Annotated in this window: 15 protein-coding genes; 6 read left to right on the top strand and 9 right to left on the bottom strand. The window is 73.6% G+C overall.

Translation table 11 applies throughout. The annotated features are described in order from the left end of the window. Nucleotides 1–64 precede the first annotated feature (64 nt). Nucleotides 65–955: a GNAT family N-acetyltransferase gene (locus M0M48_RS04020; RefSeq protein WP_257750163.1), complete on the top strand. Its 891-nt coding sequence runs from the start codon at nucleotides 65–67 to the stop codon at nucleotides 953–955. Here M0M48_RS04020 and M0M48_RS04015 read toward each other — a convergent pair. From M0M48_RS04015 to M0M48_RS04005, 3 genes are all read right to left on the bottom strand, one after another. Further along, on the bottom strand, nucleotides 952–3,636 hold the full coding sequence (locus tag M0M48_RS04015; RefSeq protein ID WP_257750162.1) for a hypothetical protein: 2,685 nt from the start codon (nucleotides 3,634–3,636) through the stop codon (nucleotides 952–954). The genes M0M48_RS04020 and M0M48_RS04015 overlap by 4 nt on opposite strands. Further along, a complete protein-coding gene (locus M0M48_RS04010) occupies nucleotides 3,633–5,435 on the bottom strand; it encodes an HSP90 family protein (protein ID WP_257750161.1) in 1,803 nt (600 codons plus the stop codon). Before M0M48_RS04010 ends, M0M48_RS04015 begins: the two co-directional genes overlap by 4 nt. 79 nt (nucleotides 5,436–5,514) lie before the next feature. Continuing rightward, nucleotides 5,515–6,900 (bottom strand): cystathionine beta-synthase, encoded by a 1,386-nt coding sequence (locus M0M48_RS04005; RefSeq protein ID WP_257750160.1) that lies wholly within the window; start codon nucleotides 6,898–6,900, stop codon nucleotides 5,515–5,517. A gap of 37 nt (nucleotides 6,901–6,937) precedes the next feature. Here M0M48_RS04005 and M0M48_RS04000 point away from each other — a divergent pair, with 37 nt between their 5' ends. After that, complete coding sequence (locus M0M48_RS04000) at nucleotides 6,938–7,990, top strand: SGNH/GDSL hydrolase family protein (protein ID WP_257750159.1); 1,053 nt, start codon at nucleotides 6,938–6,940, stop codon at nucleotides 7,988–7,990. A gap of 208 nt (nucleotides 7,991–8,198) precedes the next feature. Here M0M48_RS04000 and M0M48_RS03995 read toward each other — a convergent pair whose 3' ends face one another. The 3 genes from M0M48_RS03995 to M0M48_RS03985 form a co-directional block, all read right to left on the bottom strand. Further along, nucleotides 8,199–9,056 (bottom strand): Bax inhibitor-1/YccA family protein, encoded by an 858-nt coding sequence (locus M0M48_RS03995; RefSeq protein ID WP_215815594.1) that lies wholly within the window; start codon nucleotides 9,054–9,056, stop codon nucleotides 8,199–8,201. 118 nt (nucleotides 9,057–9,174) lie between these two features. Then, nucleotides 9,175–9,864 (bottom strand): SAM-dependent methyltransferase, encoded by a 690-nt coding sequence (locus M0M48_RS03990; RefSeq protein WP_215815595.1) that lies wholly within the window; start codon nucleotides 9,862–9,864, stop codon nucleotides 9,175–9,177. Between the two features lie 34 nt (nucleotides 9,865–9,898). Beyond that, nucleotides 9,899–10,351, bottom strand: coding sequence for a winged helix-turn-helix transcriptional regulator (locus M0M48_RS03985; protein WP_257750158.1), 453 nt, complete (start codon nucleotides 10,349–10,351; stop codon nucleotides 9,899–9,901). Between the two features lie 86 nt (nucleotides 10,352–10,437). On the opposite strand from M0M48_RS03985, the gene M0M48_RS03980 reads away from it, so the two are divergent. The 3 genes from M0M48_RS03980 to M0M48_RS03970 all read left to right on the top strand — a co-directional run bounded on the left by M0M48_RS03980 (nucleotide 10,438) and on the right by M0M48_RS03970 (nucleotide 12,950). Further along, nucleotides 10,438–11,607: an MFS transporter gene (locus tag M0M48_RS03980; RefSeq protein ID WP_257750157.1), complete on the top strand. Its 1,170-nt coding sequence runs from the start codon at nucleotides 10,438–10,440 to the stop codon at nucleotides 11,605–11,607. Nucleotides 11,608–11,715: 108 nt separating this feature from the next. Then, nucleotides 11,716–12,345, top strand: coding sequence for a ClpP family protease (locus tag M0M48_RS03975; RefSeq protein WP_215815597.1), 630 nt, complete (start codon nucleotides 11,716–11,718; stop codon nucleotides 12,343–12,345). Next, a complete protein-coding gene (locus tag M0M48_RS03970) occupies nucleotides 12,342–12,950 on the top strand; it encodes a ClpP family protease (protein ID WP_215815598.1) in 609 nt (202 codons plus the stop codon). The genes M0M48_RS03975 and M0M48_RS03970 overlap by 4 nt, the downstream gene beginning before the upstream one ends. Here M0M48_RS03970 and M0M48_RS03965 read toward each other — a convergent pair. From M0M48_RS03965 to M0M48_RS03955, 3 genes are all read right to left on the bottom strand, one after another. Next, the gene (locus M0M48_RS03965) at nucleotides 12,947–13,270 is read right to left on the bottom strand and encodes a helix-turn-helix domain-containing protein (RefSeq protein ID WP_257750156.1); all 324 of its coding nucleotides are present in this window, start codon (nucleotides 13,268–13,270) and stop codon (nucleotides 12,947–12,949) included. The genes M0M48_RS03970 and M0M48_RS03965 overlap by 4 nt on opposite strands. Before the next feature lie 57 nt (nucleotides 13,271–13,327). Further along, entirely contained in the window at nucleotides 13,328–19,249 is a 5,922-nt protein-coding gene (locus tag M0M48_RS03960; RefSeq protein ID WP_257750155.1) for a DUF11 domain-containing protein, read from the bottom strand. A gap of 112 nt (nucleotides 19,250–19,361) precedes the next feature. Continuing rightward, on the bottom strand, nucleotides 19,362–20,438 hold the full coding sequence (locus M0M48_RS03955; protein WP_257750154.1) for an AraC family transcriptional regulator: 1,077 nt from the start codon (nucleotides 20,436–20,438) through the stop codon (nucleotides 19,362–19,364). 253 nt (nucleotides 20,439–20,691) lie between these two features. Here M0M48_RS03955 and M0M48_RS03950 point away from each other — a divergent pair, with 253 nt between their 5' ends. Then, nucleotides 20,692–23,085 (top strand): isopeptide-forming domain-containing fimbrial protein, encoded by a 2,394-nt coding sequence (locus M0M48_RS03950; protein WP_257750153.1) that lies wholly within the window; start codon nucleotides 20,692–20,694, stop codon nucleotides 23,083–23,085. The last annotated feature ends 23 nt before the right edge of the window (nucleotides 23,086–23,108 follow it).

The raw sequence follows: 23,108 nt of genomic DNA, 5'->3' as shown, positions 1-23,108 counted from the left end.
CCCCGGCGTGCCCGATGCGCGCAGACCCCCGGATTCTGGACGTCATCTCCTCGGACCCCACGTCGTGGGGCAGCGGATCGTCGTGCGGCGGGTGCTGCGCGGACAGACCGGACCGAGCGGTGGCCCCGCCTTCACCGACGTGCTCGGCACCTGCCTGGCCTGGGACGAGGAGACCTGCCTGGTCGAGCGGGCCGACGGCGAGAAGGTACGGATCGTGCTCGCCGACGTCGTCTCCGGCAAGCCGGTCCCGCCGCGTCCGCCGGTGCGGATGCGGGTGAGCTCGCGTGACGCCGAGGCGCACACCGCCGCCCTGTGGCCCACGGTCGCGACCACGCCGCTGGGCGCCTGGACCCTGCGGACCGAGACCGCGCCCACCGGCCGGCTGCTCAAGCGCGCCAACTCGTGCCTGGCGATGGGCGACCCCGACCGCCCGGTCGACGAGGCGCTCGCCGCCGTCGCCGCCTTCTACGCCGAGCGCGGCCGCGACCCGCTGGTCCAGGTCGAGACCGGCTCCGACGTCGAGGCGGCCGTGCGCGCCGCGGGCTGGCTCCCCCTGCCGGTCGGCGACTCCGAGCTGTGGCTCGCCTCCGTCTCCCGGGTACGCCGCGCGCTCCCGCCGTCCGCGACGGCACCGGCTACACCGGTCGAGCTGTCCGTCACCGGCCCCCGCGCGGTCGTCAGCGCGGGCACCGGCTGCGACCCGGTGGCCGAGGGGCACGCGGCGGTCGACGGCGACTGGGTCGGGCTGCACGGCGTCACCGTGGACCCGTCGTACCGGCGGCGTGGGATGGGCGCGGCCGTGGTCGCACGCCTGCTGAGCTGGTCGGCCGAGCAGGGCGCGCTCACCGCGTGGCTGCACGTCGAGGCCGACAACCCCGGCGGGCAGGCGTTCTGGGAGACACTGGGCTTCGCCTTCCATCACGGGTGCCGCTACTACGCGCCCCCGGCGGGCTAGGAGTCGAGCCGGGCGGTGACCTCGTCGGCCGCCACGGCGTCCCCCGCGTCGCGCAACGCGTCGGCGAGGCAGTAGCCCAGGCGGTACCAGCGCGGCCGCTCGGGATCGAGCTCGTCCCACAGCGCCCGCAGCTCGGCGACCGGTACGTCGTCCCCCGCGTCGAGCCGCAGCAGCAGCGCGCCCACGGCGGCCTCCGTCGCGCCGATCGCCAGGTGGGCCGCCTGCCCCTCGCGGGCCAGCCGCCCGGCCCCGGCCGGGTCGCCCGCGGCGAGCGCGAGCTCGGCACGCTGGACCAGGACACCGGCCCCGTGGAAGCGGACTTCCGGCTCGGCCGGGTCGAGCCCGGCCAGGCGGGCGGTCGCGGTCTCGAGGCCGCCGGCCGCGCGCTCGTCGTCCCCGGCCCAGTGCGCGGCGCCGGCCGCGCAGCGCAGGAAGCGGACCGCGTCGAGGTCCCACCCCTGCCCCAGGGCGAGGTCGGCGCCGGCCGCCCAGCGTCCGGCGGACTCGGCGGGCAGCTCGAGGCCCTCGAGGAAGGTCGCCTCGCGGTCGATCAGGTGCAGCAGCCAGCCCGGCTCGTCGCGCTCGATCGCGTGCTCCTGCAGCAGCCGGGCCCGCTCGAGCGCATCGGTCCAGTCGGCCAGCGCCTCGCTGGCGCGCATCGCGAGGTCGTGCAGGTGGGCGGTCAGCGGCTGCCGGTCGGCGCGGCCGATGAGGACGAGCATCTCCTCGGCCGCCTGGGCGGCGGAGTCGGGGTCGCCCGCCTGGAGGTAGGCCTCGGCCAGGTCGGCCTGGAGCATCGGGTTGCGCTGGTCGATCACCGACAGCACGGCGACCGCCTCCCCCAGGTCGTCGACCGCGCCGGCCGCCGAGCCGAGCGCCAGGTGGGCGCGGCCCCGGCGCCACAGCGGCATGACCAGCTCGGGTCCGTCGGCGGCGAGCTCGACGACGTCGGTGAACCGCTCGATGGCGAGCTCGTGCTGCTCGCGCGCGGTGGCGATCTCGCCGGCCAGGAAGCCGCCGGCCATCCGGTCGTCGCGCGACAGCGCGGTCAGGTCGGCCTGGCCGAGCGTCTCCTCGGCCTCGTCGGCCCGGCCGGACTCGACCAGCAGCCGGGCCAGGCGGATGATCCAGGTCGTCCGCCGTTCGTCGTCGGAGGACGCGAGCAGAGCCCGGATCGGCCCCTCGCCGGTGGCCACGGCCTCGTCGATCTCGCCGCGGGCGATGAGCAGGCCGGCGATCCGGGCACGGGTGCGCAGTGCGCGTTCCTCGGCGGCGACGCCGTCGTACCCGAGCAGGGCGGTGCGCAGTCCCTCGAGCGCGCCGTCGAGGTCACCGTCGGCCCAGGCGCGCAGGGCGGCGCCCTCGGTGAGGCGCGCCCCGTCGAGCGCCGTACGGCGGTCGGGGGCGACGGCCTCTTCGAAGGCCGCCCAGGCCGCGCCCGCCCGGGCGACCGCCTGGTCCCACCAGGCGGCCTCGGCCACGTCGAGCAGCTCGTCGACGGCGACCACGGAGACGTCGCCGTCCAGCGGCTCGGCAGCCGTTTCGTCCGGTACGACGGCGGCGGCGCGCATCCGCTGCCGGGCCCGGTGCGCCCGCTCGGCCGTCGCGGACAGCGGCAGGTAGTCGAGCCAGGGCTCCTCGGCCAGCCGCTGCTGGACCAGCTCGCCCTGCCGGCCGGTGCCGTTGCGCTCGTCGAAGAGCGCCGCCAGGTCGGTGGCGAGGGTGGCCAGCTCGTCAGCGGCCTGGCCGACCGGGACCTGACCCGCGGTGGTGCGCACGGTGAGGCCGCCGTCCAGGACCGCGAGCCGGCGCAGCGCGTGGGCGGCCGCGACGGCGACCTCCATCCGGCTGGCCGTGGAGTCGGCGTCGTCGATGAGCGGCAGGTGGGCGTCGAGGATCTCGAGCGCGCGCAGGTCGTTGCCGGTGCTGGCGCAGAACCGCAGGTGGTGGGCGATATTGCCCAGGTGCCGAGCCCGCCCGCGGTGGGCGCGGTAGCCCGCGCGGTGGGCCTGGACCGCGTCGTCGAGCAGGCCCTCGGCGACGAACGACTCGAGCGCGATCGCCTGCATCTCCTGGGGCTGCTCGGAGCAGGTGAGGCTGCCGGCCAGGACCGGCCGGGCGAGGCCGACCGCCTCGGCGTACCGGCCGTGCTGGGTGAGGTACTCGACCTGGTTGCTGGGGTCGCAGCCGAGGCAGTCGGACAGGTCGTCGCGCGGCGCCGCGCGCCACAGCCGGAACTCCTCGGCGGCGGTCTCGAGGTCGCCGACGTGACGGGCCACGCTGTGCCGGCTCATGTGCACGGCGTGCATCGACTGCCCGGCGAGGCGGTAGCGCCGCTCCATGTCGTCGAGCGTCGACAGGGTCATCGCGAGCGGCACCTCGGGGAAGCGCACGAGCGTGGACGGCACGTACTTGAAGGCCCACAGCAGCATGTGGGTGTGCTCCTCGAACCGGGCCGGGTCCTTGTCGCTCTCGGCCAGGCACCACGCGAACGGCACCATCATCCGGCGCCGCTCGCCACCCATCACGTAGGAGTGCGCCAGGTTCACCCGTGCCTCGAACGCAACGTCGAGGTCGACGCCGTCGGCACGCTGGGCGACCGCCTCGAAGGCCCGGCTCCGAGTCTTGCCGTTGGGCAAGTCACCGGCCTGCCACAGCGCGGTCTGCAGGTCGTCGCTCATCGGGCCAGGTCCTCCTCGGACGGGTCGCGGTCACGGGGCACGGCCTGCTCGAGCAGGCCGAGGAAGGAGCGGTTCATCAGGGCCGAGTCGGCCGGCCGGACCGGGTGGTTGCCCTGGACCAGCGCCTGGCCGTAGAGCCCCTCGACGGTGAGCCGGACGATGTCGGGCGCGGTGATCGCGCTGAGCCGTCGGACGAGCGGGCTGCGGTGGTTGAGCACCAGCTGGGGCCGGGTCTCCTGGGCGGGTGTGTCGTCGAGCGCGCCGAGGACGTCGGCCCACAGGCCGTCCACCTGGTCGCGAGTACGGCGCAGCTCTGCGCCGAACGCCGTGTCGCTGTCGACGAGGTAGAGCGCCGGCAGCGTGCTCGGCGCGAAGGAGCGGACGACGATGTCGCAGCCCACCGGCTCCATCGCCTCCTGCGCCAGGACGACGAAGTCGCGCAGCGCCCGCTCGGCGTCCGGCCCCAGCGGCTCGAAGCTGGTCGCCAGCTCGCTCGGCTCGAACGGCGCGACCTCGGCCGACGGGTCGACCTGGGGCAACCGCTCGACGATGTCGGTCGCGTAGGTGTAGCCGCCGTTGAGCAGGGTGACGTCCTGGGCCGCGGCCACGGCGGCGAGCGCGCGGAACTCCTCGGTGCTGCGCACGTAGCGGATCGCGCCGTGCTGCTCGCGCAGCGTTGCCAGGCTCATCCGGCCCCGGTTGGTCTCGAACGCGACCCAGCGGTCGACCAGCCGCAGCATGTCGTCGTCGTGGAGCGCAAGCGCCAGCACGCCGAGGTGGTGGATCGCGAGGAAGCGGCGCAGCCGCTCGGGGTGGGTCGTGCTCAGCCGCACCATCCAGCCGCGCAGCTGGGTCGCGATCGCCTGCCGGGTCTCCTCGAGCAGGCCGTCGTCGAAGAGCGCCTCACGGTTGGCGGTCGGGCGCAGCCGCTCGGTGTCGACGATGCAGCGCACGAAGAACGCCCAGTCCGGGACCAGCCCCTCGGCGTGCTCGGAGAGCAGCATCCGCTTGAGGTAGACCCGGTGGGTCGCCCGCTGCGCCGGGTTGGCCGCGAACGGCAGCACCAGGGCGACGCCCTCGAGCCCGGCCTCGGGGACGTGGAGATCGATCACGTCGAACGGCGTGTAGCCGAGCACGTCCTGGGCGAAGCCGGCGATCTCGGCGGCGCGATGGTCCGGACCGGCGCTGCGGTCCCAGGGCAGCGCCCGGCCGGCGACGGGCTCGCCGTTGACGGTGATCTCGTAGGGCAGCATCGCGCCGTACAGCTCGACCAGGTCGCGCACCGTCACGGGGTCGAACCAGTGCTCGGCACCGCGGATCGGAGCCAGGGTGACCGACGTACCGACCTCGGGACGGTCGGGCGCCGGCTGCTGCCGGTAGGTGCCGTCGGCGGAGCCGGTCCAGGCGGTCGCCACCTCGCCGACCGGCTGAGTGAGCACTCGGACCTCGTCGGCGACCATGAACGCCGAGAGCAGCCCGATACCGAACTGGCCGAGGAAGCCCTCGCGCTGGAAGCCCCACTCGTCGCGCTTCGAGCTGCGCCCGATCGTGGCGAGGAACTCCCCCACCTGGCCGGGCGCCAGGCCCACCCCGGTGTCGGTGATCGTCAGGCCGGTGCCGTCGGCCTCGATCGCGATCCGCGCGGGCGCGGCCGGATCGGCCAGCCTGCGCGCGTTGATCGCGTCGACGGCGTTCTGCAGGAGCTCGCGGACGTAGACCCGCTCGCTCGAGTAGAGGTGATGGCTCAGGAGGTCGACGACGCCGCGTAGGTCGACCTGGAAGTTCGCGCTCTCCACCACGCGCGCGACGCTACGTGATCGAGACGCCGGGCGCCCGGGGTTTCCCGGGGCCCGGCGTGCCCGCTCGGGTCGCTCTCGGTCAGCCGCGGGCCAGGAACTGCAGCAGGTCGTGCCGGGTGAGCACCCCGACCGGCTTGCCGTCCTCGTGCACGAGCACCGCGTCGGCCGACTCGAGCAGCGGTACGGCGGCCGTGGCGTCCTCGGTCGAGCCGATCGTCGGCAGCGCCGGCGACATGTGCTGCTCGACCGGGTCGGTGAGCTTGGCCTTGCCGGTGAACACCGCGTCGAGCAGCGCGCGCTCGGAGACCGAGCCGGCCACCTCGGCCGCCACGATCGGCGGCTCGGCGCGCACGACGGGCATCTGCGAGACGGCGTACTCCTGGAGGATCTGGACCGCCTCGGCGATGGTCTCGTTGGGGTGGGTGTGCACCAGCGCCGGCAGGCCGCCGGTCTTGGAGCTGAGGATCTCGCCGACGGTGCGGGCCGGCTGGGGCTGGCCGGTGCTGAAGCCGTACTGCGCGAGCCAGTCGTCGTTGAAGACCTTGCTCAGGTAGCCACGTCCCGAGTCGGGCAGCAGGACCACGATGACGGCGTCGTTGCGGCCCGCGGCCGCGAGCTCCTGGGCCAGCTGGCGCGCGGCGAACGCGGCCATGCCGGAGGAGCCGCCGACGAGCATCTGCTCCTCGCGGGCCAGGCGGCGGGTGAAGGCGAACGAGTCGGCGTCGGAGACCTCGATGATCCGGTCGGCCACGCCGCGGTCGTAGGTCTCGGGCCAGAAGTCCTCACCGACACCCTCGACCAGGTAGGGGCGCCCGGTGCCACCGGAGTAGACCGACCCGGCGGGGTCGGCGCCGATCACCTCGACGGCCGCGTTCTGCTCCTTGAGGTAGCGGCCGATGCCGGAGATCGTGCCGCCGGTGCCCACGCCCGCGACGAAGTGGGTGATCTTCCCCTCGGTCTGGCGCCACAGCTCGGGACCGGTCTCCTCGTAGTGGGAGCGCGGGTTGTGCGGGTTCGAGTACTGGTCGGGCTTCCAGGCACCGGGCTGGCTGGCGAGCCGGTCGGAGACGTTGTAGTAGGAGTCGGGGTGCTCGGGCGCGACGGCGGTCGGGCAGACCACGACCTCGGCGCCGTAGGCCTTGAGGACGTTGCGCTTGTCCTCGCTGACCTTGTCGGGGCACACGAAGATGCACTTGTAGCCCTTCTGCTGGGCCACCATCGCCAGCCCGACGCCGGTGTTGCCGGACGTCGGCTCGACGATCGTGCCGCCGGGCTTGAGCGCGCCGGAGGCCTCGGCGGCCTCGATCATGCGCGTGGCGATCCGGTCCTTCACCGAACCGCCGGGGTTGAGGTACTCCACCTTCGCCAGCACCAACGGTCCGTCGGCGGGAAGGTCGAGGGAACGATTGAGCCGGACCAGCGGGGTGTTGCCGATCAGCTGCAGCAAGGACTCGACGTACTCCATGGGATCACCGTATCGGGCCCTCCGTAGCATGGCCCGCGTGAGCAAAGCGTCCGCCGCCCGCAAGCTCGCCGCCGCCGCGCTCTACGGCGGGGGTGGGCTGTCCGCCCTCGGCGCCGGCCTCTACGGCGTCCTGAGCGCCGAGGCCAAGCTGGCCCGCAAGACGATCGGCCCCGCCCGCGAGGAGCCGCCGCCGGACGCCACCGGCTGGTACGGCCGCGGCCGGCCCGGTCCCGCGATCAAGATCGCCGTCCTCGGCGACTCCAGTGCTGCCGGCTACGGCGCCGAGCGGGTCGAGCAGACCCCCGGCGCCCTCATCGCGAGCGCGGTCGCCGAGCACGCCGACCGCCGCGTCTACCTGCGCGAGTTCTGCGTGGTCGGGGCCAAGTCCTCCGACCTCGCCGCCCAGGTCGACCGGGCGCTGCCCATCGAACCTGACGTCACCGTCATCCTCGTCGGCGGCAACGACGTCACCCACACCGTGCGGCCCTCGCACTCGGTGCGCTACCTCGCCGACGGCGTACGCCGCCTCATCGCGCCGGGCGGCAAGGTCGTCGTCGGCACCTGCCCCGACCTGGGCACGGTCCAGCCGATCGCCCCGCCGCTGCGCCAGGTCGCGCGCGCCTGGTCCCGCCGCTTGGCCGCCGCCCAGACCATCGCGGTCATCGAGGAGGGCGGCCGGACCGTCTCGCTCGGCGACATCCTCGGCCCCGAGTTCGCCGCCGCCCCGGCCCTGCTCTTCGGCCCCGACCAGTTCCACCCGTCCGTGGCCGGCTACCGCGCCCTGGCCGGCGTCCTGGTGCCGTCGGTGCTCGCCGCGCTCGAGCAGGTCCCCGACGAGGAGACGATGCTCGAGGCCTTCCGCGGCGAGGGCGTGCTGCCGGTGACCCGCGCGGCCGTCCAGGCCGTCAACGAGCCCGGTACCGAGCTCGACGGCACCGAGATCGGCGGGCGCCGGGCCGGCGTCCGCGGCCTCTGGGTCGAGCTGCGCCACCGCCGCAGCCGCCGGCACGTGCCGGGCGAGGCGCCCGACGAGCACGAGGGGCACGAGGCCCCCGCCCCGGACAGCACCACCGCTCCTGAGCACAGCTGATCGGCGGTCGGGCGCCCGCGGGGTCGGGCCGGCGCGCACGGCGGTTCCGGCGGTTCCGGCGGGGACTTGACCGATGAAACTCACGCTTGACCGCTGATACTTCGTCGGTCAAGCGTGAGTTTCGCCGGTCGACCGGCGAAACTCCCGCGACCGAAAACGGCGAAGGCCGCCCGGTGCGTTGCACCGAGCGGCCCCGACCGCGACTGGTTCAGTCCTGCTGGAGGATCGCGAGGATCCGGAGCAGGTTGGTGTAGATCCAGACCAGGCTGACGAGCAGGCCGAACGAGGCCCGCCACGACTCGCGCTCCGGGATGCCGTTGGCGATGCCCTGCTCGATGAAGTCGAAGTCCAGGATCAGCATGAACACACCGAGCACCAGGCCGACGACCGAGAACACGAGGCCGAGGCCACCGAAGCCGAAGAGGCCGAGCTGGGAGTGGAACAGGCTGAGGACGAGCTCCATCAGGCCGAGCGCGACCATGCCGAACATCGCGGCGACGACGAAGGTGCGGAACTTCTGGCCGACCTTGATGTCGAAGAACTTGTACGCCGCGAGCGTGCCCGCGAAGGCAGCGAACGTACCGACGACGGCCTGCATGACGATGCCGCCGTAGCTGCCCGAGTCGGCGCCGAAGGCGGCGTCGTAGAGCTTGCTGATCGCGCCGAGCGCGACGCCCTCGGCGACCGCGAACGCCATCACCAGCGCCGGGCTGACGACCCGCTTGAACGAGTTGACCAGCGAGAGGACGAACGCCAGGCCGGCACCGACCATCGCCGCGCCGGAGAGCGCCGGGAGGGCGGCCTTCGGGTCGTCGGCGACGCTGGGGGTGACGAACCAGGTGATCGCGGCGGCGATGACGGTGATGCCGAGGGTGATCGCGGTGGACTGGACGACCGAGTCGATGGTCATCCGGCCCTGGCGGGTGGGGGCCTCGGGGGTGATCGTGCCGGGCTGGCCGTAGGCGTCGTAGCCGTTCTGCGGCGCCTGGCCGAAGCCCTGGTAGGCGGCTGCTCCGCTCCGGTTGAACTCCTCGGAACGCCGGAACACCGGGTTGTTGCTCTGCATGGTCTCCTCCGCAGGCTGTCGTGAGTCTGCTTGGGCGGCCACGATGGCTGCCCCTCCGCCTTCAGTCTAGGCGTGTTACCGGGGGAACGCGCGGGCGCGTAAGAAGGTTCCCCAAAGCTCAGCCGATCCGGCGCAGCCGGACGACGGTGTCGCGCACGGCGAGCGGACCGTCCTCGGTGGCCTGCTCGCGGGTCGGCGTGGCGGCGACCTCGACCTCCCACGGACCGTCCGGGTCGTCGGCGCCGAGCGTGGCCAGCACCCGGTCCGGCTCGAACATCAGGCCGGGACCGTGGTCGTGCCGGGCGCCGGTGGCGACGTCCTCGGGGTGGTGCGCGGTGACCACCAGGCGTCCGCCGGGCGCGACCGCGTCGGCGATGCCGCGGTAGATCGCGGGGAAGTCCGGGAGCGGGACGTGCAGGAAGCTCACCGTGACCAGGTCGAAGGTGTGCCGTCCGGCCGGGCGCGGGTCGCCCAGGGCGTCGTAGAAGCCGATCTTGATCCGGTCGCCGACACCCTCGTCCTCGGCGTGCGCGGCGACCTTCGCCAGCGCGACCTCGGAGACGTCGACGGCGGTCACCTGCCAGCCCTGCTTGGCCAGCCAGACGGCGTCCCCGCCCTCGCCGCAGGCCACGTCGAGCGCCGTACCGGGCGTGAGGTCGGCGACCTGCTCGACCAGCCGCTGGTTGGGCCGGCCGCTCCAGACCCGGTCCGTGCCGCCGTACCGCTCGTCCCAGAAGGCAGCGCTCAGCGCCTCGCGGAGGGCTTCGGGGGACTCGTCGTGCTGGTGGTCGTGGTGGTGACGGTGCATGGGAATCATGCTCCCGGTTCAGGTGGACCTGAAGTCAAGCCCCCGCCGGTACGACGCGCGCCCCGTCGGCCGCGAGCGGCTGACCGCCCACGTCGAGCGGGACCAGTGCGGGCAAGGGACGCCCCTCGGCGTCGACCAGCGTCGAGTGCGGCTCGCCCGCCGCGAAGGCGTGCCGCTCCCCCCACTGGCGCAGCGCGACGACCGCGGCGAACAGGTCGCGGCCGGCCGGCGTGAGCAGATAGACCGGGCGCTTGCCGGTGGGCCCCGGCCGGCGTTCGAGCACGCCGCGCTCGGTGAGCTTGCGCAGCCGGTCGGACAGGATGTTGCGCGCGATGCCGGTGCGGCGCTGGAAGTCGCCGAACGCCTGCGCCCCGTCCATCGCGTCGCGCACCACGAGCAGGCTCCACCGGTCGCCCACCAGGTCGAGCGTCCGCGCGACCGGGCACTCCGGGTCGGTCCAGTCGATCCCGTCGATCTTGTCGGCCACGTCGCCCACCCCTTCGGTTTCAGATCGCAACCATATCTCGCCTAGCCTGAAGCGAGACAGTTGCAATATGAAACTCAAGGAGCCAGATGACCACCCCCGCGTGCACCCGCACCCTCCTGCTCGCCGCGGTGGGAGCCGTCGCGGTGGCCACGATCTACGCCGCCCAGCCGGTCCTGGTCGCGATGGGCGCGGACCTGGGGATCGGCGGCGGCACCCTCGGCTGGCTGGTCGCCGCCGGCCAGCTCGGCTACCTCGTCGGTCTGGTCGTCCTGGTCCCGCTCGGGGACCTGCTCGACCGGCGCCGGCTCCTGGTCGGCCACCTGCTGCTCACCGGGACCGGCACCGCCATCGTCGCCCTCGCCGGCTCGACCGGCCTCGTGCTCGCTGGACTGGCGACGACAGGACTCTTCGCCGTGGTCGTGCAGATCGCGGTGGCGTACGCCGCCGACCTCGCGCCCGCCGCCGAGCGCGGTCGCGCGATCGGGCTGGTCACCAGCGGCGTCGTGCTCGGCATCCTCGGGGTACGGCTGCTCGCCGGGCTCCTCGCCGACCTGACCGGCTGGCGCAGCGTGTACGCCGCGCTGGCGCTCGCGACGTTCGCACTGGCCGGACTCGCCCGCGTCGTACTGCCGCCGGACCCGCGGGACAGGTCGGCCGGGCGGGTGCGCGGCGGGCTCGGCGGGCTCCTGCGCGACCGACTGTTCGTCGCGCGCGGACTGGTCGCGTTCTTCCTGTTCGCCGCGTTCGGCACGCTGTGGAGCGGACTGGCGCTGCCGCTCGCCGCGGACCCCTGGCACCTGACCTCCGCGCAGGTCGGGCTGTTCGGCCTCGCCGGGCTGGCCGGCGCGCTGGGCGCGGCCCGGACCGGCCGAGCCCGGACCACGACCGCGAGCACGACCGCGGTCCGCACCGCGCTCGTCGTCCTGGTCGGGTCCTGGCTCGCGATCGCCCAGGCGCCGTGGTCGTTGTGGGTGCTCGGCGTCGGCGTGGTGCTCCTGGACTACGCCGTGCAGGCGGTCCACGTCGACAACCAGCACCGGCTCACCGAGGCCTACCCGGGGCGGTCCAGCAGCGTCATCGGCGGCTACATGGTGTTCTACTCGCTCGGCTCGGCGCTCGGCGCCGCGACCACGGCCGCCGCCTATGCGGCGGGCGGCTGGGTGGCGTCCAGCCTGCTCGGAGCGGGCTTCGCGCTCGGCGCGCTCGCCGCCGCCACGCGGCTCCGGGAGCGACGGTTCGCCGCCCCGCCGCAGTGAGTCGCCGCCCCGCCGCAGTGAGTCGCCGCCCCGCTGCTGTGAGCAGCGCGCCGCCGCTGTGGGCGGAATCGCCTGGTCCGGGCGGTCGGCTCCGCGGAGGGTGGCGTCATGAGCAACGACAACGGCCCCCGCCTCTTCGACGACCGGGCGCGACGCGAGCTGTACCAGCAACGCGTCCTGGTCCTCGACGGCGCACTCGACGACGACAACGGCATGCTGCTGGCCACCCAGGTGATCGCGCTGGCGGCCGAGAACCCCACCGCGGAGATCGCGCTGTGGATCCACTCCCCCGGCGGATCGGTGCCCGCCATGCTCGCCATCCGCGACGTGATGCGCCTGGTCCCCTGTCCGGTCTCGACCCTGGCGCTGGGCATCGCGTGCAGTGCCGGGCAGTTCCTGCTCTCCGCCGGCGAACCGGGACGACGGCGCGCTCTGCCCCATGCCCGGGTGCTCATGCACCAGGGCTCGGCCGGGATCGGCGGTACCGCGGTCGACATCGAGCTCCAGGCCCAGGACCTGCGCCACACCCGCGACACGGTCCTCGCCCTCATCGCCGCCGACACCGGGCAGCCGCTCGACCGGATCTTCGAGGACTCCCTGCACGACCGCTGGTACACCGCCCAGCAGGCCCTCGACTACGGCTTCATCGACGAGGTCGTGACCAGCTTCGACGCCGTCGTACCACCGCACCGGCGCCCGGTCGGGCTCGGCACCTTCGCGACGGGAGCCGCCCGGTGAACAGCTACCTGGTCCCCAACGTCATCGCCCAGCACCCGCGCGGCGAACGGGTGATGGACGTCTACTCGCACCTGCTCACCGAACGCGTCGTGTACGTCGGCACGGCGATCGACGCCGGCGTCGCAAACACCCTCGTGGCCCAGCTGCTCTACCTCGAGGCCGACAACCCCGAGCGCGACATCCAGCTCTACATCAACTGCGAGGGCGGCGACCCGAGCGCGATGCTCGCCGTCCACGACACGATGCAGTACATCCGCCCCCAGGTCGCGACGACCTGCGTGGGTCAGGCGATCGCGGTCGGTGCGGTACTCCTCGCGGCCGGCGCGCCCGGCAAGCGGGCCGCACTTCCCCACGCCCGGATCGTGCTGCACCAGCCCGCGGCGCAGGGCCGCGGCGCCATCCCCGACCTCATCCTCCAGGCCGACGAGGTGGTCCGGGTGCGCGCCGACATCGAGCGGATCCTGTCGCGCCACACCGGCCAGGACACCGCCACCCTGCGCGCGGACACCGACCACGACCGGGTGTTCACCGCGACCGCGGCCCGCGACTACGGGCTGCTCGACCACGTCATCGAGGAGCGCGACCCCCTCGCGCTGTCGGGTTAGGCGGCGAGCGCCAGGACCGAGGCCGACGTCCCGGCCGGCACCGAGTGGAGCCCGCCGCCGGACCGGACGACGGAAAGGTCCCCCGTGATCGCCGCGGTGAGGTCGAGGAGCGTGAGCCCGAGCGCGCCGGCCACTGCGGCGATCATCTCGCTGCTGGGCTCCTTGATGCCGCGCTCGATCTCGGAGAGGTACTGCGGCGAGATGCCTGCGCGCTGCGCGGTCTCGGTCAGCGTCTCGCCGCGCTCGCGGCGCAGGTCGCGCAGTCGTCGTCCCAGCACGTCACGCCACAGCGGCTCCGCTGCCTTCTGCTCCTCGGCCATGCCTCATCGTAGGTCGGCGGATCGGCCCGTCCGGGGCGCTCGCGGAGTCTTCTGCTCTCAGCAGAAGCGCCGGCCGACGAGGACCGCCGCCCCACCGAGCAGGGTCAGGAGGACGCCGAGCGCGAGCAGCGGCCAGCCCACCGGCGACCCGGTGGCCGGCAGAGCGCCGCCATGGGCAGGGGTCGAGGCAGGCGCCGGTGGCAGGTCGACGGCCGAGGGTCCGCTGACGATCACCGTGGGCGTGCCGTCGGCGACGGCCTGGGCCGAGGCCACGTTGTGCAGGCCCCCGGCCCGGACGTCGGCCGCGGTCACCCGGTAGTCGGCCGTGCAGACGATCCGCTGGCCCGGCGCTAGCCCGGCGCCGAGCGCGGGACAGCGCACCGTGCCGAGCCGGCCGGAGCCGGAGAACCGCTCCTCGCGGACCTCGAGCCGGCGCAGCGTCACGTTGCCGGTGTTGGTCACCACGAAGGAGTAGGTGATCCGGTCGCCGACGCCGACGGTACGGGTGTCGGCACGCTTGACCAGGCTCAGGGACGGCGCCGGCGTCACCGGTACGTCGACGCGCGCGGGCGGTGAGCTCACCGCCGGCCCGCGCGGCGGCGTCGCGCCCGCGGTCGCGGTATTGGTGAGCGCGCCGGCGTCGACGTCGGCCTGGGTGGGCTCGTAGGTCGCCGTGCAGGTCATCGACTCGCCGGGCGCGAGCGCGGTGCCGGGGCAGGTGATCGCGGAGAGCGTGCCGGACCCGGAGAACGCTGTCTCGGTCACGGCGACCTCGCGCAGTCGTACGGTCCCAGTGTTGGTCACCTCGAAGGAGTAGGTCACCGTCTCGCCGGCCCGCAGGACCGTGCGGTCGGCCTTCTTGACCAGCGAGAGGGCGGCGGTCCCGGGGGCCTGGACCGTCGCCGACGAGGGCGGCGAGGCGATCGGGTCGCCGGTCGGCGGGGTGCCGTGTGCCGTTGCGGTGTTGGTGAGCGCGCCGGCGTCGACGTCGTCCTGGGTCACGGTGTAGGTCGCCACGCAGGTGATCTGCGCCTGGGGGGCGAGGGCGCCCGGCGGGCAGGTGATCGGCGACAACGCGCCTGACCCGGAGAACGCGCCCTCGGTGACGCTGACGTCGGTGAGGGTCACGGTGCCGGTGTTGGTGACCGCGAACGCGTAGGTGACCACCTGACCGACCCGTAGGTCCGTCGCGTCGGAGGACTTCACCAGGCTCAGCGCGGGCGCCGGCGGCAGCGGGAGGACCTCGGTGTCGGGCGCCGAGGTGAGCCGGTCGCCCTGCGGCGGCGTCGCAGCGGCGGTCGCGGTGTTGGTCAACGAGCCGGCGTCGACGTCGGCCTGGGTGACCTCGTAGGTCGCCGTGCACGTGGTCGCGTCGCCCGGGCGCAGCGGCCGGGCCGGGCAGGTGATCGCGGACAGCGCGCCGGTACCGGAGAAGTCACCCTCGGTGACCGCGACCTCGCGCAGCGTCACGTTGCCGGTGTTGGTGACCCGGAAGGAGTAGGTCAGCCGGGTGCCGGCCACGATGTCGCGGCGCGGTTCGACCGACTTGTCGAGGGAGAGCGCCGGCGCCTGGCCGGCGGGGATCGTGACCTGCGAGGGAGCGGACACGACGGGCTCGTCGACGCCCGGTGGGGTCGCGGCGGCGGTGGCCCGGTTGTCGAGGGTGCCGGCGTCGACGTCGTCCTGGGTGACCTCGTAGGTCGCCGTGCACGTCGTCCGGGCACCGGGCGCCAGCGTGGTCACCGGGCAGCTGATGGCCGAGAGCGCGCCCGACCCCGAGAACGAGGTGTCGCGCACGACGATCTCGCGCAGGGTCACCGTGCCGGTGTTGGCCACCACGAAGGAGTAAGTGACGGTCTCACCCGCGACCAGCTCGGCCTTGTCGGCGGACTTGGTCAGCGCGATCGAGGAGCTCGGCGTCACCGGAACGGAGACGCTGTCGCGGTCGGAGGCGACGCTCGCTCCGCCGGGCGCCGTGCCACCCGCGACCGCAGTGTTGGTCAGCCGGCCGCCGCGGTCGACGTCGGCCTGGGTCGTCACGTAGGTCGCCGTACAGAGCACCGTCTCGCCCGGCGCGAGGCGCGGCCCCGGCTCGCCCGGCGGCCCTCCGGCCGGACGGCAGGTGAGCGCGCCCATCGTGCCCGAGCCGTCGAAGGAGACCTCGTCGACGTGCCAGTCGGCGATGGTGACGTTGCCGGTGTTGGTGAGCGCGAAGGTGTAGGTGATCGACTGGCCGGCGGCGGTGATCCCGTCCCGGTCGGCGGACTTGACCAGGCTCAGCCGCGGCGCCGGCGCCTGGGGTACGGCGGCCTCCGCCGGCCCAGAGCCGTGCTCGCCGCCCTGGGGATCACGGCCCCAAGCGTTGGCCGCGTTGTAGACCCGCCCGGCGTCGACGTCGGCCTGCTCCACGACGTAGCTGGCCGTGCAGGTCATCTGCTCGGTGGGCACCAGGGTGCTCGTCGGGCAGGTGATCTCGCTGAGCCGGCCCGCCCCGGTGAACTGGGTCTCGGTGACGTCGACGTCGTGAAGGGTGGTGTTGCCGGAGTTGGTGACCACGAAGGTGTAGGTCAGCGTCTCGCCCGCCCGCAGCGTGTCGTCGGGGCTGACCGACTTGGTGAGGGTGAGCGCCGGGTCCTGGACCACGTCGACCTCGACCTGGTCGGGCAGGGACGTGATCGAGTCGCCCTGCGGCGGCGTGCCGCCGGCGGTAGCGGCGTTGGTCAGCGGCGCCTGGGCGTCGATGTCGGCCTGGGTGACCGCATAGGTCGCGGTGCAGGTCGTGGACGCGCCCGGGATGAGCACAGCCGGCTCGGCCGGGCACACCACGGCCGACAGCTCGCCGCTGCCGCTGTGCCCGGTGTCGGCGACGGTGATCTCGCGCAGGCTCACGTTGCCGGTGTTGGTGACCACGAAGGAGTAGGCGATGACCTCACCCGCCCGGGTGACCACCTGGCGGTCGGCGCGCTTGTCGATGCTGAGCCGCGGCGCGGGCGCCTCGGTGAGCCGGGCCCGGCTCGGCTCGGAGGTGACGGGCGGCCCGTGCGGCGGCGTACCGCCGGCGGTGGCGGAGTTATCGAGCGTGCCACGATCGACGTCGGCCTGCTGGACGACATAGGTCGCGGTGCAGGTGATCGAGGCGTCCGGGGCCAGCGCCTCGACCGGCGGGCAGCTGATCGCCGACATCGGACCGGCGCCGGTGAACGTGCCCTCGGTGACGTCGATCTCGCGCAGGGTGAGGTTGCCGGTGTTGGTGACGATGAAGGAGTAGCGCACGGTCTTGCCGACCGGCGCGAGGGAGCGGGTGTCGGCGGACTTGACGAGGGTGATCGACGGCTCGTCGGCCAGGTCGACGACCGCCTCGCTCGGCGGGGACTGCACCGGGTCGCCATGGGGGTCGGCCGCGCTCGCCCGGGCGGTGTTGGTCAGGTCCTGGCCACGGTCGACGTCGGCCTGGGTGAGCGTGTAGCGCACGAAGCAGGTCACCGAGGCCCCGGGGCGCAGGGACGCGGCGGCGGGTGGGCAGTAGACGTCCGGGCGCGCACCGAGTCCGGAGAACGCCTGCTCGTCGACGCCGACGTCGTGGACGGTGACATTGCCGGTGTTGGTGATCTTGAACTGGTAGCTCACCACCTCGCCCGCCCGGGAGGCCGCCACCGGGAGCGCGGTCTTGACCAGCTCGAGCCGCGGCGCGTTCTCGATCGGCTCACCGGTGGTGGACGGCGGCGAGGTGACCGGGTCGCCGCTCGGGTCGGTGCCGGTCGCGACCGCGGTGTTGTCGACCTGGCCGGCGTCGATGTCGGCCTGGGTCAGGGCGTAGGTCGCCGTGCAGCTCAGCTGCTCGCCGGGGGCGAGTGGGCCGGTCGAGGGACAGTCGATCGGCGAGAGGGCGCCGGTGCCGGTGAACTCCTGCTCGTCGATGGCGACCTGGTCGACCGTGACGTTGCCGCGGTTGGTGACCCGGAAGGTGTAGGTGATGACGTCGCCGGCGGTCGGTACCCCGTCGGGACCGAGGTCGATCCGGTCGATCTTCTCGAGGTCGAGCTCGGGGTCCGCAGGCACGCGCACGGTCGCGGAGGACTCCCCCGAGACGGCCGGCTCGCCACCGGGCGTGGTGGCCGCGGCGGTGGCCGTGTTGACCAGCGGCTCACCGGCGTCGACATCCGTCTGGGTCAGCCGGTAGGTGGCTGTGCAGGTCACGCTCGCCCGCGGGGCCAGCGGGCCCGCCGGACAGGTCACCGCCGACATCGTGCCGCTGCCGTTGAAGGCGGTCTCGTCGATCCTCACCGAGTGCAGGGTGACATTGCCGGTGTTGGTGACCAGGAACGAGTAGCTGATCGTCTGTCCGGCGCGCTGGGCCTCGGCCCGGTCGGCGGTCTTGACCAGGCGCAGCGTGGGGATCGGCTCCTGGGGCACGCTGATCTCGTCGGGCGGTGAGGTGACCGGGTCGCCGCCGGTGGTCGGCGTACCGCTGGCGGTCGCGGCGTTGGTGATCCGGCCGCGGTCGACATCGGCCTGCTGGACGACATAGGTCGCCGTGCAGGTCGTGCTCTCGGTCGGGGCGAGCTCGCCGGCCGGGCAGGTCACCGTGGAGAGGTCACCGGCCCCGTCGAAGGAGGTCTCGTCGACGGTGATGTCGCGCAGCGGCGCGTTGCCGGTGTTGGTGACCTCGAAGGAGTAGGTGATCGTCTCACCGGCGACGAGGTCGGTCCGGTCGGCGGTCTTGTCGATGGTGAGCGCCGGCCGGATCGCGTCGTTGGCGAAGGTGCACAGCGCGGCCACGCCGTCAGTACCGCCGTCGGGCATGACGAAGCTGCCCGTCGTGCCCGTGCCGGAGGCGATCACCACGTCGCCGGCGTTCTGGTCGACGCAGGTCCAGCGACTGCGGTAGTCCGGCAAGCCCGTACCTGCGCCGGTCTCGGTGATCGTGTAGCGGGTCCCGGTCAGGGCCAGGACCGGACCGGCCACCTGGGGCTGGACGCCGTCGGCGCTGCCCGCGGTGGTCGCGGTGTTGGCCCGGGTGATGCCGCCGCCGGTGACGGAGAGGGTGACCTGGTCGCCCGGGTCCTTGCGCCCGCTCGGGAAGTCCTTGGCCACCTCGACGGTGTTGGGTGCCGCGCACGAGGCGAGGTCGCCGAGCCGGTTGGCGTCGACCATCGGCGCGCTGTGGACCACCGCACCGGTCGTGGGGTTGATCTGGAAGATCGTGGCCCGGCTCGCCACGTGCAGGTATCCGGTGCCGGCGAAGGCGAGGCCGACCAACGGCTGCCCCGCCGTGGTCTGGACCCGGGCCAGCTCGGTCGCCTGGAGGGCGAGCGGCCGGCCGACGCGTGCGGTCGGCAGGTCCTGCTTGATCACCGAGACCGCGTTGTTGCCGTTGGTGTCGCCGGTCGAGAGGTAGAGGTTGCCCTGGGCGTCGAAGGCCATGTCGCCGTTGCGGCCCACGGGGACCGGGCCCCGAGCGACCAGGCCGAGATCAGCGTTGGTGGCGGGGTTGTAGCCGTAGATCGACATCACGTTGGAGGAGTCGACGCCTCCGTAGTAGTAGATGCCGGTCGCGGCGTTGAAGGCCCCGTGGGAGTACGCCAACGCGTTGGCCACGCGCGTCAGTCGGTAGGTGTCGGTCGCGCGCGTGTAGGTGGCGACGTAGCGCTGATCGCCGTCGTTCGGGTTCGTGGTGGCCAGGACCGAGTAGATCGCGCCACCGTCGCCGGAGATCCCCATCGCGTTGAAGGCATAGGTCTGGTTGGACCAGTTCATCCGGCCCACCGAGGTCTGGGTGCCGGTCATCGTGTCGACCCGCCAGATCGTGTAGGGGTGCGGGATCTGGAGCCCGTAGACCTGGCTGCAGTCGAGCGCGGGGGCCGCCACGGCCCGCGGCGCGCTGGTCACGCTGAGCGCGACCAGCCCCGCCAGCAGGAGCGGCAGGCAGGTGAGGAGCAGGAGCAGCCTTCGCAGGACCAGTACACCCGACATCGACATTGATGCGTCCCCCCGTTCGCAAGCACCGAGCACCACCGCGATGGGACGGGATGATTCCGGCCGGGCCGGGGGCGCGCCACGAACCGCGGCGGGCTGTTCGCAAAACGACGATTCAGGCCGTCCAGTCGAACTCGTCGAGGCTGGCGAGCAGCGGCCGGCCCGGGCCCGGGGCCAGCAGCGCGGCGCTGGTGCGGCCGCGGTCGCGGCGCCACGTCCGGGGGTTGGCCCCGAACTCGCGGCGGAAGGCGCGCGCGAAGGTGTTGACGTCGATGAAGCCGACGTCGCGAGCGATGCGTTCGACCTTCAGCTCCGGGTACGCCGCGAGCAGGGCTGCCGCGCGCCGCAACCGCTGTCGGCGCAGGTAGGCGGCGGGGGCACCGTCGTCGATCGCGGCGAAGAGCTTCTCCAGGTAGCGGCGCGAGATCATGAACCGGCGCGCGATCTCGTCGATGCTCAGCTGCGGGTCGGCGTAGTTCTGGTCCATGAACCAGCGCACGCTGGCCACCAGCGCTCCCCCGCTCAGCGCCGGCATCGAGCGCTCCGGGTAGACCATCTCGTGGACGAGCGCGTTGGCGAGCTCGACGGCGATCTCCTGGTGGGTCGCGACCGCGGGCGCCGCGATCGGACGGCGCATCGCGACCAGCCCGGCCAGGTAGCGCCGGAGCACGTTGAGCGTGTCGCTCGAACCCGGGACGGCTGTGCTCGTGATCCCGCGCAGCGTCCGGTCGGAGGCGGTGAGCCGCTCGCGCGGCAGCCGCAGCGCCAGCAGGTCGTTGCCTTCCTCGAAGCGCATGCTGTAGGGCCGGTCGCCGTCCATGAGGAACCCGCTGCGCCGGGCGCAACGGGCGACCCGGCCCGCCTGCACGGTCGTCCCACCCCCGCCGAGGAAGACGGCGACCATGAACACCTCGCGCGGGTCGGTGCGCACCGACCGCTCGGTGCGGGTCACCGTGGCCGGCGTCGAGCCGATCTGGGTGATCCCCACGGTCCCCAGGACCCGCTCGCGCACCGCTCCGCGGACGTCGACCCCGGGGGTGGCCGGTGGCCGGTACGGGCTCGCGACGTCGACCGCCAACGGCACGTAGGCGCAACTGCACGCGTCGGCCCAGGCGTCGATCCCGGTCACCTCGACATAGCGCGCGGGCGCCGCCTCGTCGGGCCCCCCTGCGCGCGCACGACTGTCACTCATCCGTCCCCCCTCGACCATGAGAACGACGGGAGGGTCGGCACGGAAGCGCAACCCGGGCCCGTGTTCGCAAAACGTCGATCCAGCGGCCCGCATCTACGAAATGCGAACGCCTCCCGGTCCTGGCTTTCGTTCTCCGCGACCACCGAAGACAGTGGTGGAACCCGAGCCGCGCCGCTGCCCGGGCGGGTGGACCTCAGCACAGACGGACGACCCGCAGTACCTGTCGCCGACGTCCCCTGGGGGTTTCCTTCGCATGCGCCGTCCTGTTGTCGCACCGCGTTCCCGAGCGCGCCTGCGCGCCTTCGTGCTCGCCCTGCTCACCGGGGCCGGGCTCCTCGCCCTGCCCGGCGCCACGGCGTCGGCCGGAGCGGCGGGAGCGCCGGCAGCGGCGCCCGCACCGACGCCGTACTGCACGCCGGGGCTCTACTACGCCGTCACGGTCGACGGCACCGTCGGCCGCGCCCAGATGAGCGGCACCCCGCCGACGCCACCGAGCACCCTGACCCAGGTCGGCACCCTCGGCATCACCCGGCCCTGGGAGAACGGCCCCGCGTCGCCGACCGCGAGCTCCTACGGGCCCGCCAACGCGCTCGGGGTGGCGCCCGACGGCACCTTCTACGCGCTGCAGCCGCGCGTGGTCCGCGCCGCCAACGCCGCCCAGGACCGCTGGCTGGTCGACATCTACCGGATGGCGCCGGGCGCGACCAGCGGCACCCGGGTCGCGACCGACTACTGGTACGACTCCGGGCGCCGCACGAGCACCGGCGAGCAGAAGACGTTCAAGACCATCGGCGGCGCGGTGCACCCGATCAACGGCGCCTACTACTTCATGAACATCCAGGACCGGCCGAACGACGCCCGCTTCCCCGCCGGCTGGGCGATCGACGTCTTCGAGTACAAGCCCGCGAGCGGTGTCGCGCTGCGGGCGACGATCGCGATGCCCGCGGGCTCGGTGGTCGCCAACGGCTCGATGAACGGCGACATCGACTTCGACGACCAGGGCAACTTCTACTTCCTCTACTCCGGTGACGGCAGGTCCCAGCTGCTCTCGGTCAGCCGCGAGCGCGTCGAGGCGGCACCGCGCAACGGCGACCCGATCGCACCGTCGGCGGTCTCGGAGACCATCGAGACGCCGACCGGCATGTCCTACAACGGCATCGCCTTCGACTCCACCGGCGCGATCGTGGTCCAGGCGGCCAACGCCAGCACTGCGGTCACCAGCCACCGCACCTTCGACCCCAACACGCTGCGGCCCATCTCGCGCCTGGTGCAGACCAACCTCAACCTCGGCTCGGACCTCGCCTCCTGCCAGTCCCCCGGCACGCTGCGCCTGGAGAAGGAGGTCGTGGGCCGCGACCTGCCCGACGACCAGTTCCGGCTGAGCATCCACCGGATCACCGACGGCGGCGAGAGCACCACGGCCACCGCCACCACCTCCGGTACGGCGACCGGCCTCCAGCCCGACTCCGCCGGTCCGTCGCCCGCGTTCACCGGCGCCACCTACGAGCTGCGCGAGGCCGCGACCCGCAGCGGCGGGCTGGCCGACTACACGACCACCTGGCGCTGCACGAACGCCGACACCGGGGCGACGTACGCCACCGGCACGGGCAGCACGATCCGGATCGCGTCCTTCCCCGCCAGCACCCGGCTGACCTGCCGCTTCGTCAACACCCCGGTGGAACGGCCGATCGTGGTCACCAAGAGCGTCGACCCGGCCAGCGGTACGGCGGTCTCGCCGGGGCAGCTCGTCCGCTACACGCTGGGCTTCGACAACACCGCCGGACGCCGGTCCGCCGCGGTCGACCACACCGACGTGCTCACCGGCGTGCTCGACGACGCGACGCTCGTACCCGGCTCGATCGACGCGCAGGCCCCCCTGCGCGCGGCGCTCGACGGCGACCGGCTCCGCATCGGGGGCTCGGTGCCGGCCGGCGAGACCCGCACGGTGACCTACCAGGTGCGCGTCGACCGGTCCGCCGACCTCGGCGACCGGGTGCTGCGCAACCTGGTCGTGCCCGGCAACCCGACCGATCCGCCGTGCACGCCGGCCACGAGCTGCACCGAGAACCCCGTCGAGGACGCCGCCTGGACGATGGGCAAGCGCGCCGAGCCCACGAGCGGCGCGGAGGTGCGACCCGGCGAGGTCGTGACCTACCTGGTGGACGCCTCGGTGCGCCGGGGCGTCGTACCGGACGCGGTGCTCGAGGACGACCTGAGCGGCGTGCTCGACAGCGCCGCCTTCGTACCCGGATCGGCGAGCCTCACCATCGACGGCGGTACGCCGACCGCGGTCCCCGACCCGACCGGCACGACCCTGCGCACCGCCCCGTTCCAGCTGAGCGCCGGGCAGTCCGCGCGCCTGCGCTACCAGGTCCGCGTCGACGACGACGCCTGGGCGCGCACCCTGCGCAATGTCGTCACCGGCGACGGCGCGAGCCCGCCGGAGCGGTGCGCGCCCGGCGGCAGCACCGACGGCTGCACGACCGAGCACCCGACGTCCGCACCGACCCTCACCCTGCCCGCCACCGGCGGCAGCGGCTCCGAGCACCTACGCCTGCTCGGCGGCGCGCTGCTCGTGCTCGGCGGCGCGCTGCTCGTGCTCGGCGCCGCGGCCGGGCTGGCCCGCCGCCGACCCCACCGTGCCTGACGCCCTGATCGACCCCACGTACC

The sequence above is a fragment of the Pimelobacter simplex genome, from assembly GCF_024662235.1.
Taxonomy (GTDB): Bacteria; Actinomycetota; Actinomycetes; order Propionibacteriales; family Nocardioidaceae; genus Nocardioides.
Note: the sequence above shows the minus strand (reverse complement) of the source record. Positions and strands in the feature narration are given on the sequence as shown.

What these genes read in the sequence shown, in the direction of transcription:
- M0M48_RS03990 (WP_215815595.1), bottom strand. Translation starts at nt 9,864, where the DNA reads ATGCACCGTCACCACCACGACCACCAGCACGACGAGTCCCCCGAAGCC.
- M0M48_RS03955 (WP_257750154.1), bottom strand. Translation starts at nt 20,438, where the DNA reads ATGAGTGACAGTCGTGCGCGCGCAGGGGGGCCCGACGAGGCGGCGCCC.
- M0M48_RS03975 (WP_215815597.1), top strand. Translation starts at nt 11,716, where the DNA reads ATGAGCAACGACAACGGCCCCCGCCTCTTCGACGACCGGGCGCGACGC.
- M0M48_RS03965 (WP_257750156.1), bottom strand. Translation starts at nt 13,270, where the DNA reads ATGGCCGAGGAGCAGAAGGCAGCGGAGCCGCTGTGGCGTGACGTGCTG.
- M0M48_RS04005 (WP_257750160.1), bottom strand. Translation starts at nt 6,900, where the DNA reads ATGGAGTACGTCGAGTCCTTGCTGCAGCTGATCGGCAACACCCCGCTG.
- M0M48_RS04015 (WP_257750162.1), bottom strand. Translation starts at nt 3,636, where the DNA reads ATGAGCGACGACCTGCAGACCGCGCTGTGGCAGGCCGGTGACTTGCCC.
- M0M48_RS03960 (WP_257750155.1), bottom strand. Translation starts at nt 19,249, where the DNA reads ATGTCGATGTCGGGTGTACTGGTCCTGCGAAGGCTGCTCCTGCTCCTC.
- M0M48_RS03995 (WP_215815594.1), bottom strand. Translation starts at nt 9,056, where the DNA reads ATGCAGAGCAACAACCCGGTGTTCCGGCGTTCCGAGGAGTTCAACCGG.
- M0M48_RS03950 (WP_257750153.1), top strand. Translation starts at nt 20,692, where the DNA reads ATGCGCCGTCCTGTTGTCGCACCGCGTTCCCGAGCGCGCCTGCGCGCC.
- M0M48_RS03980 (WP_257750157.1), top strand. Translation starts at nt 10,438, where the DNA reads ATGACCACCCCCGCGTGCACCCGCACCCTCCTGCTCGCCGCGGTGGGA.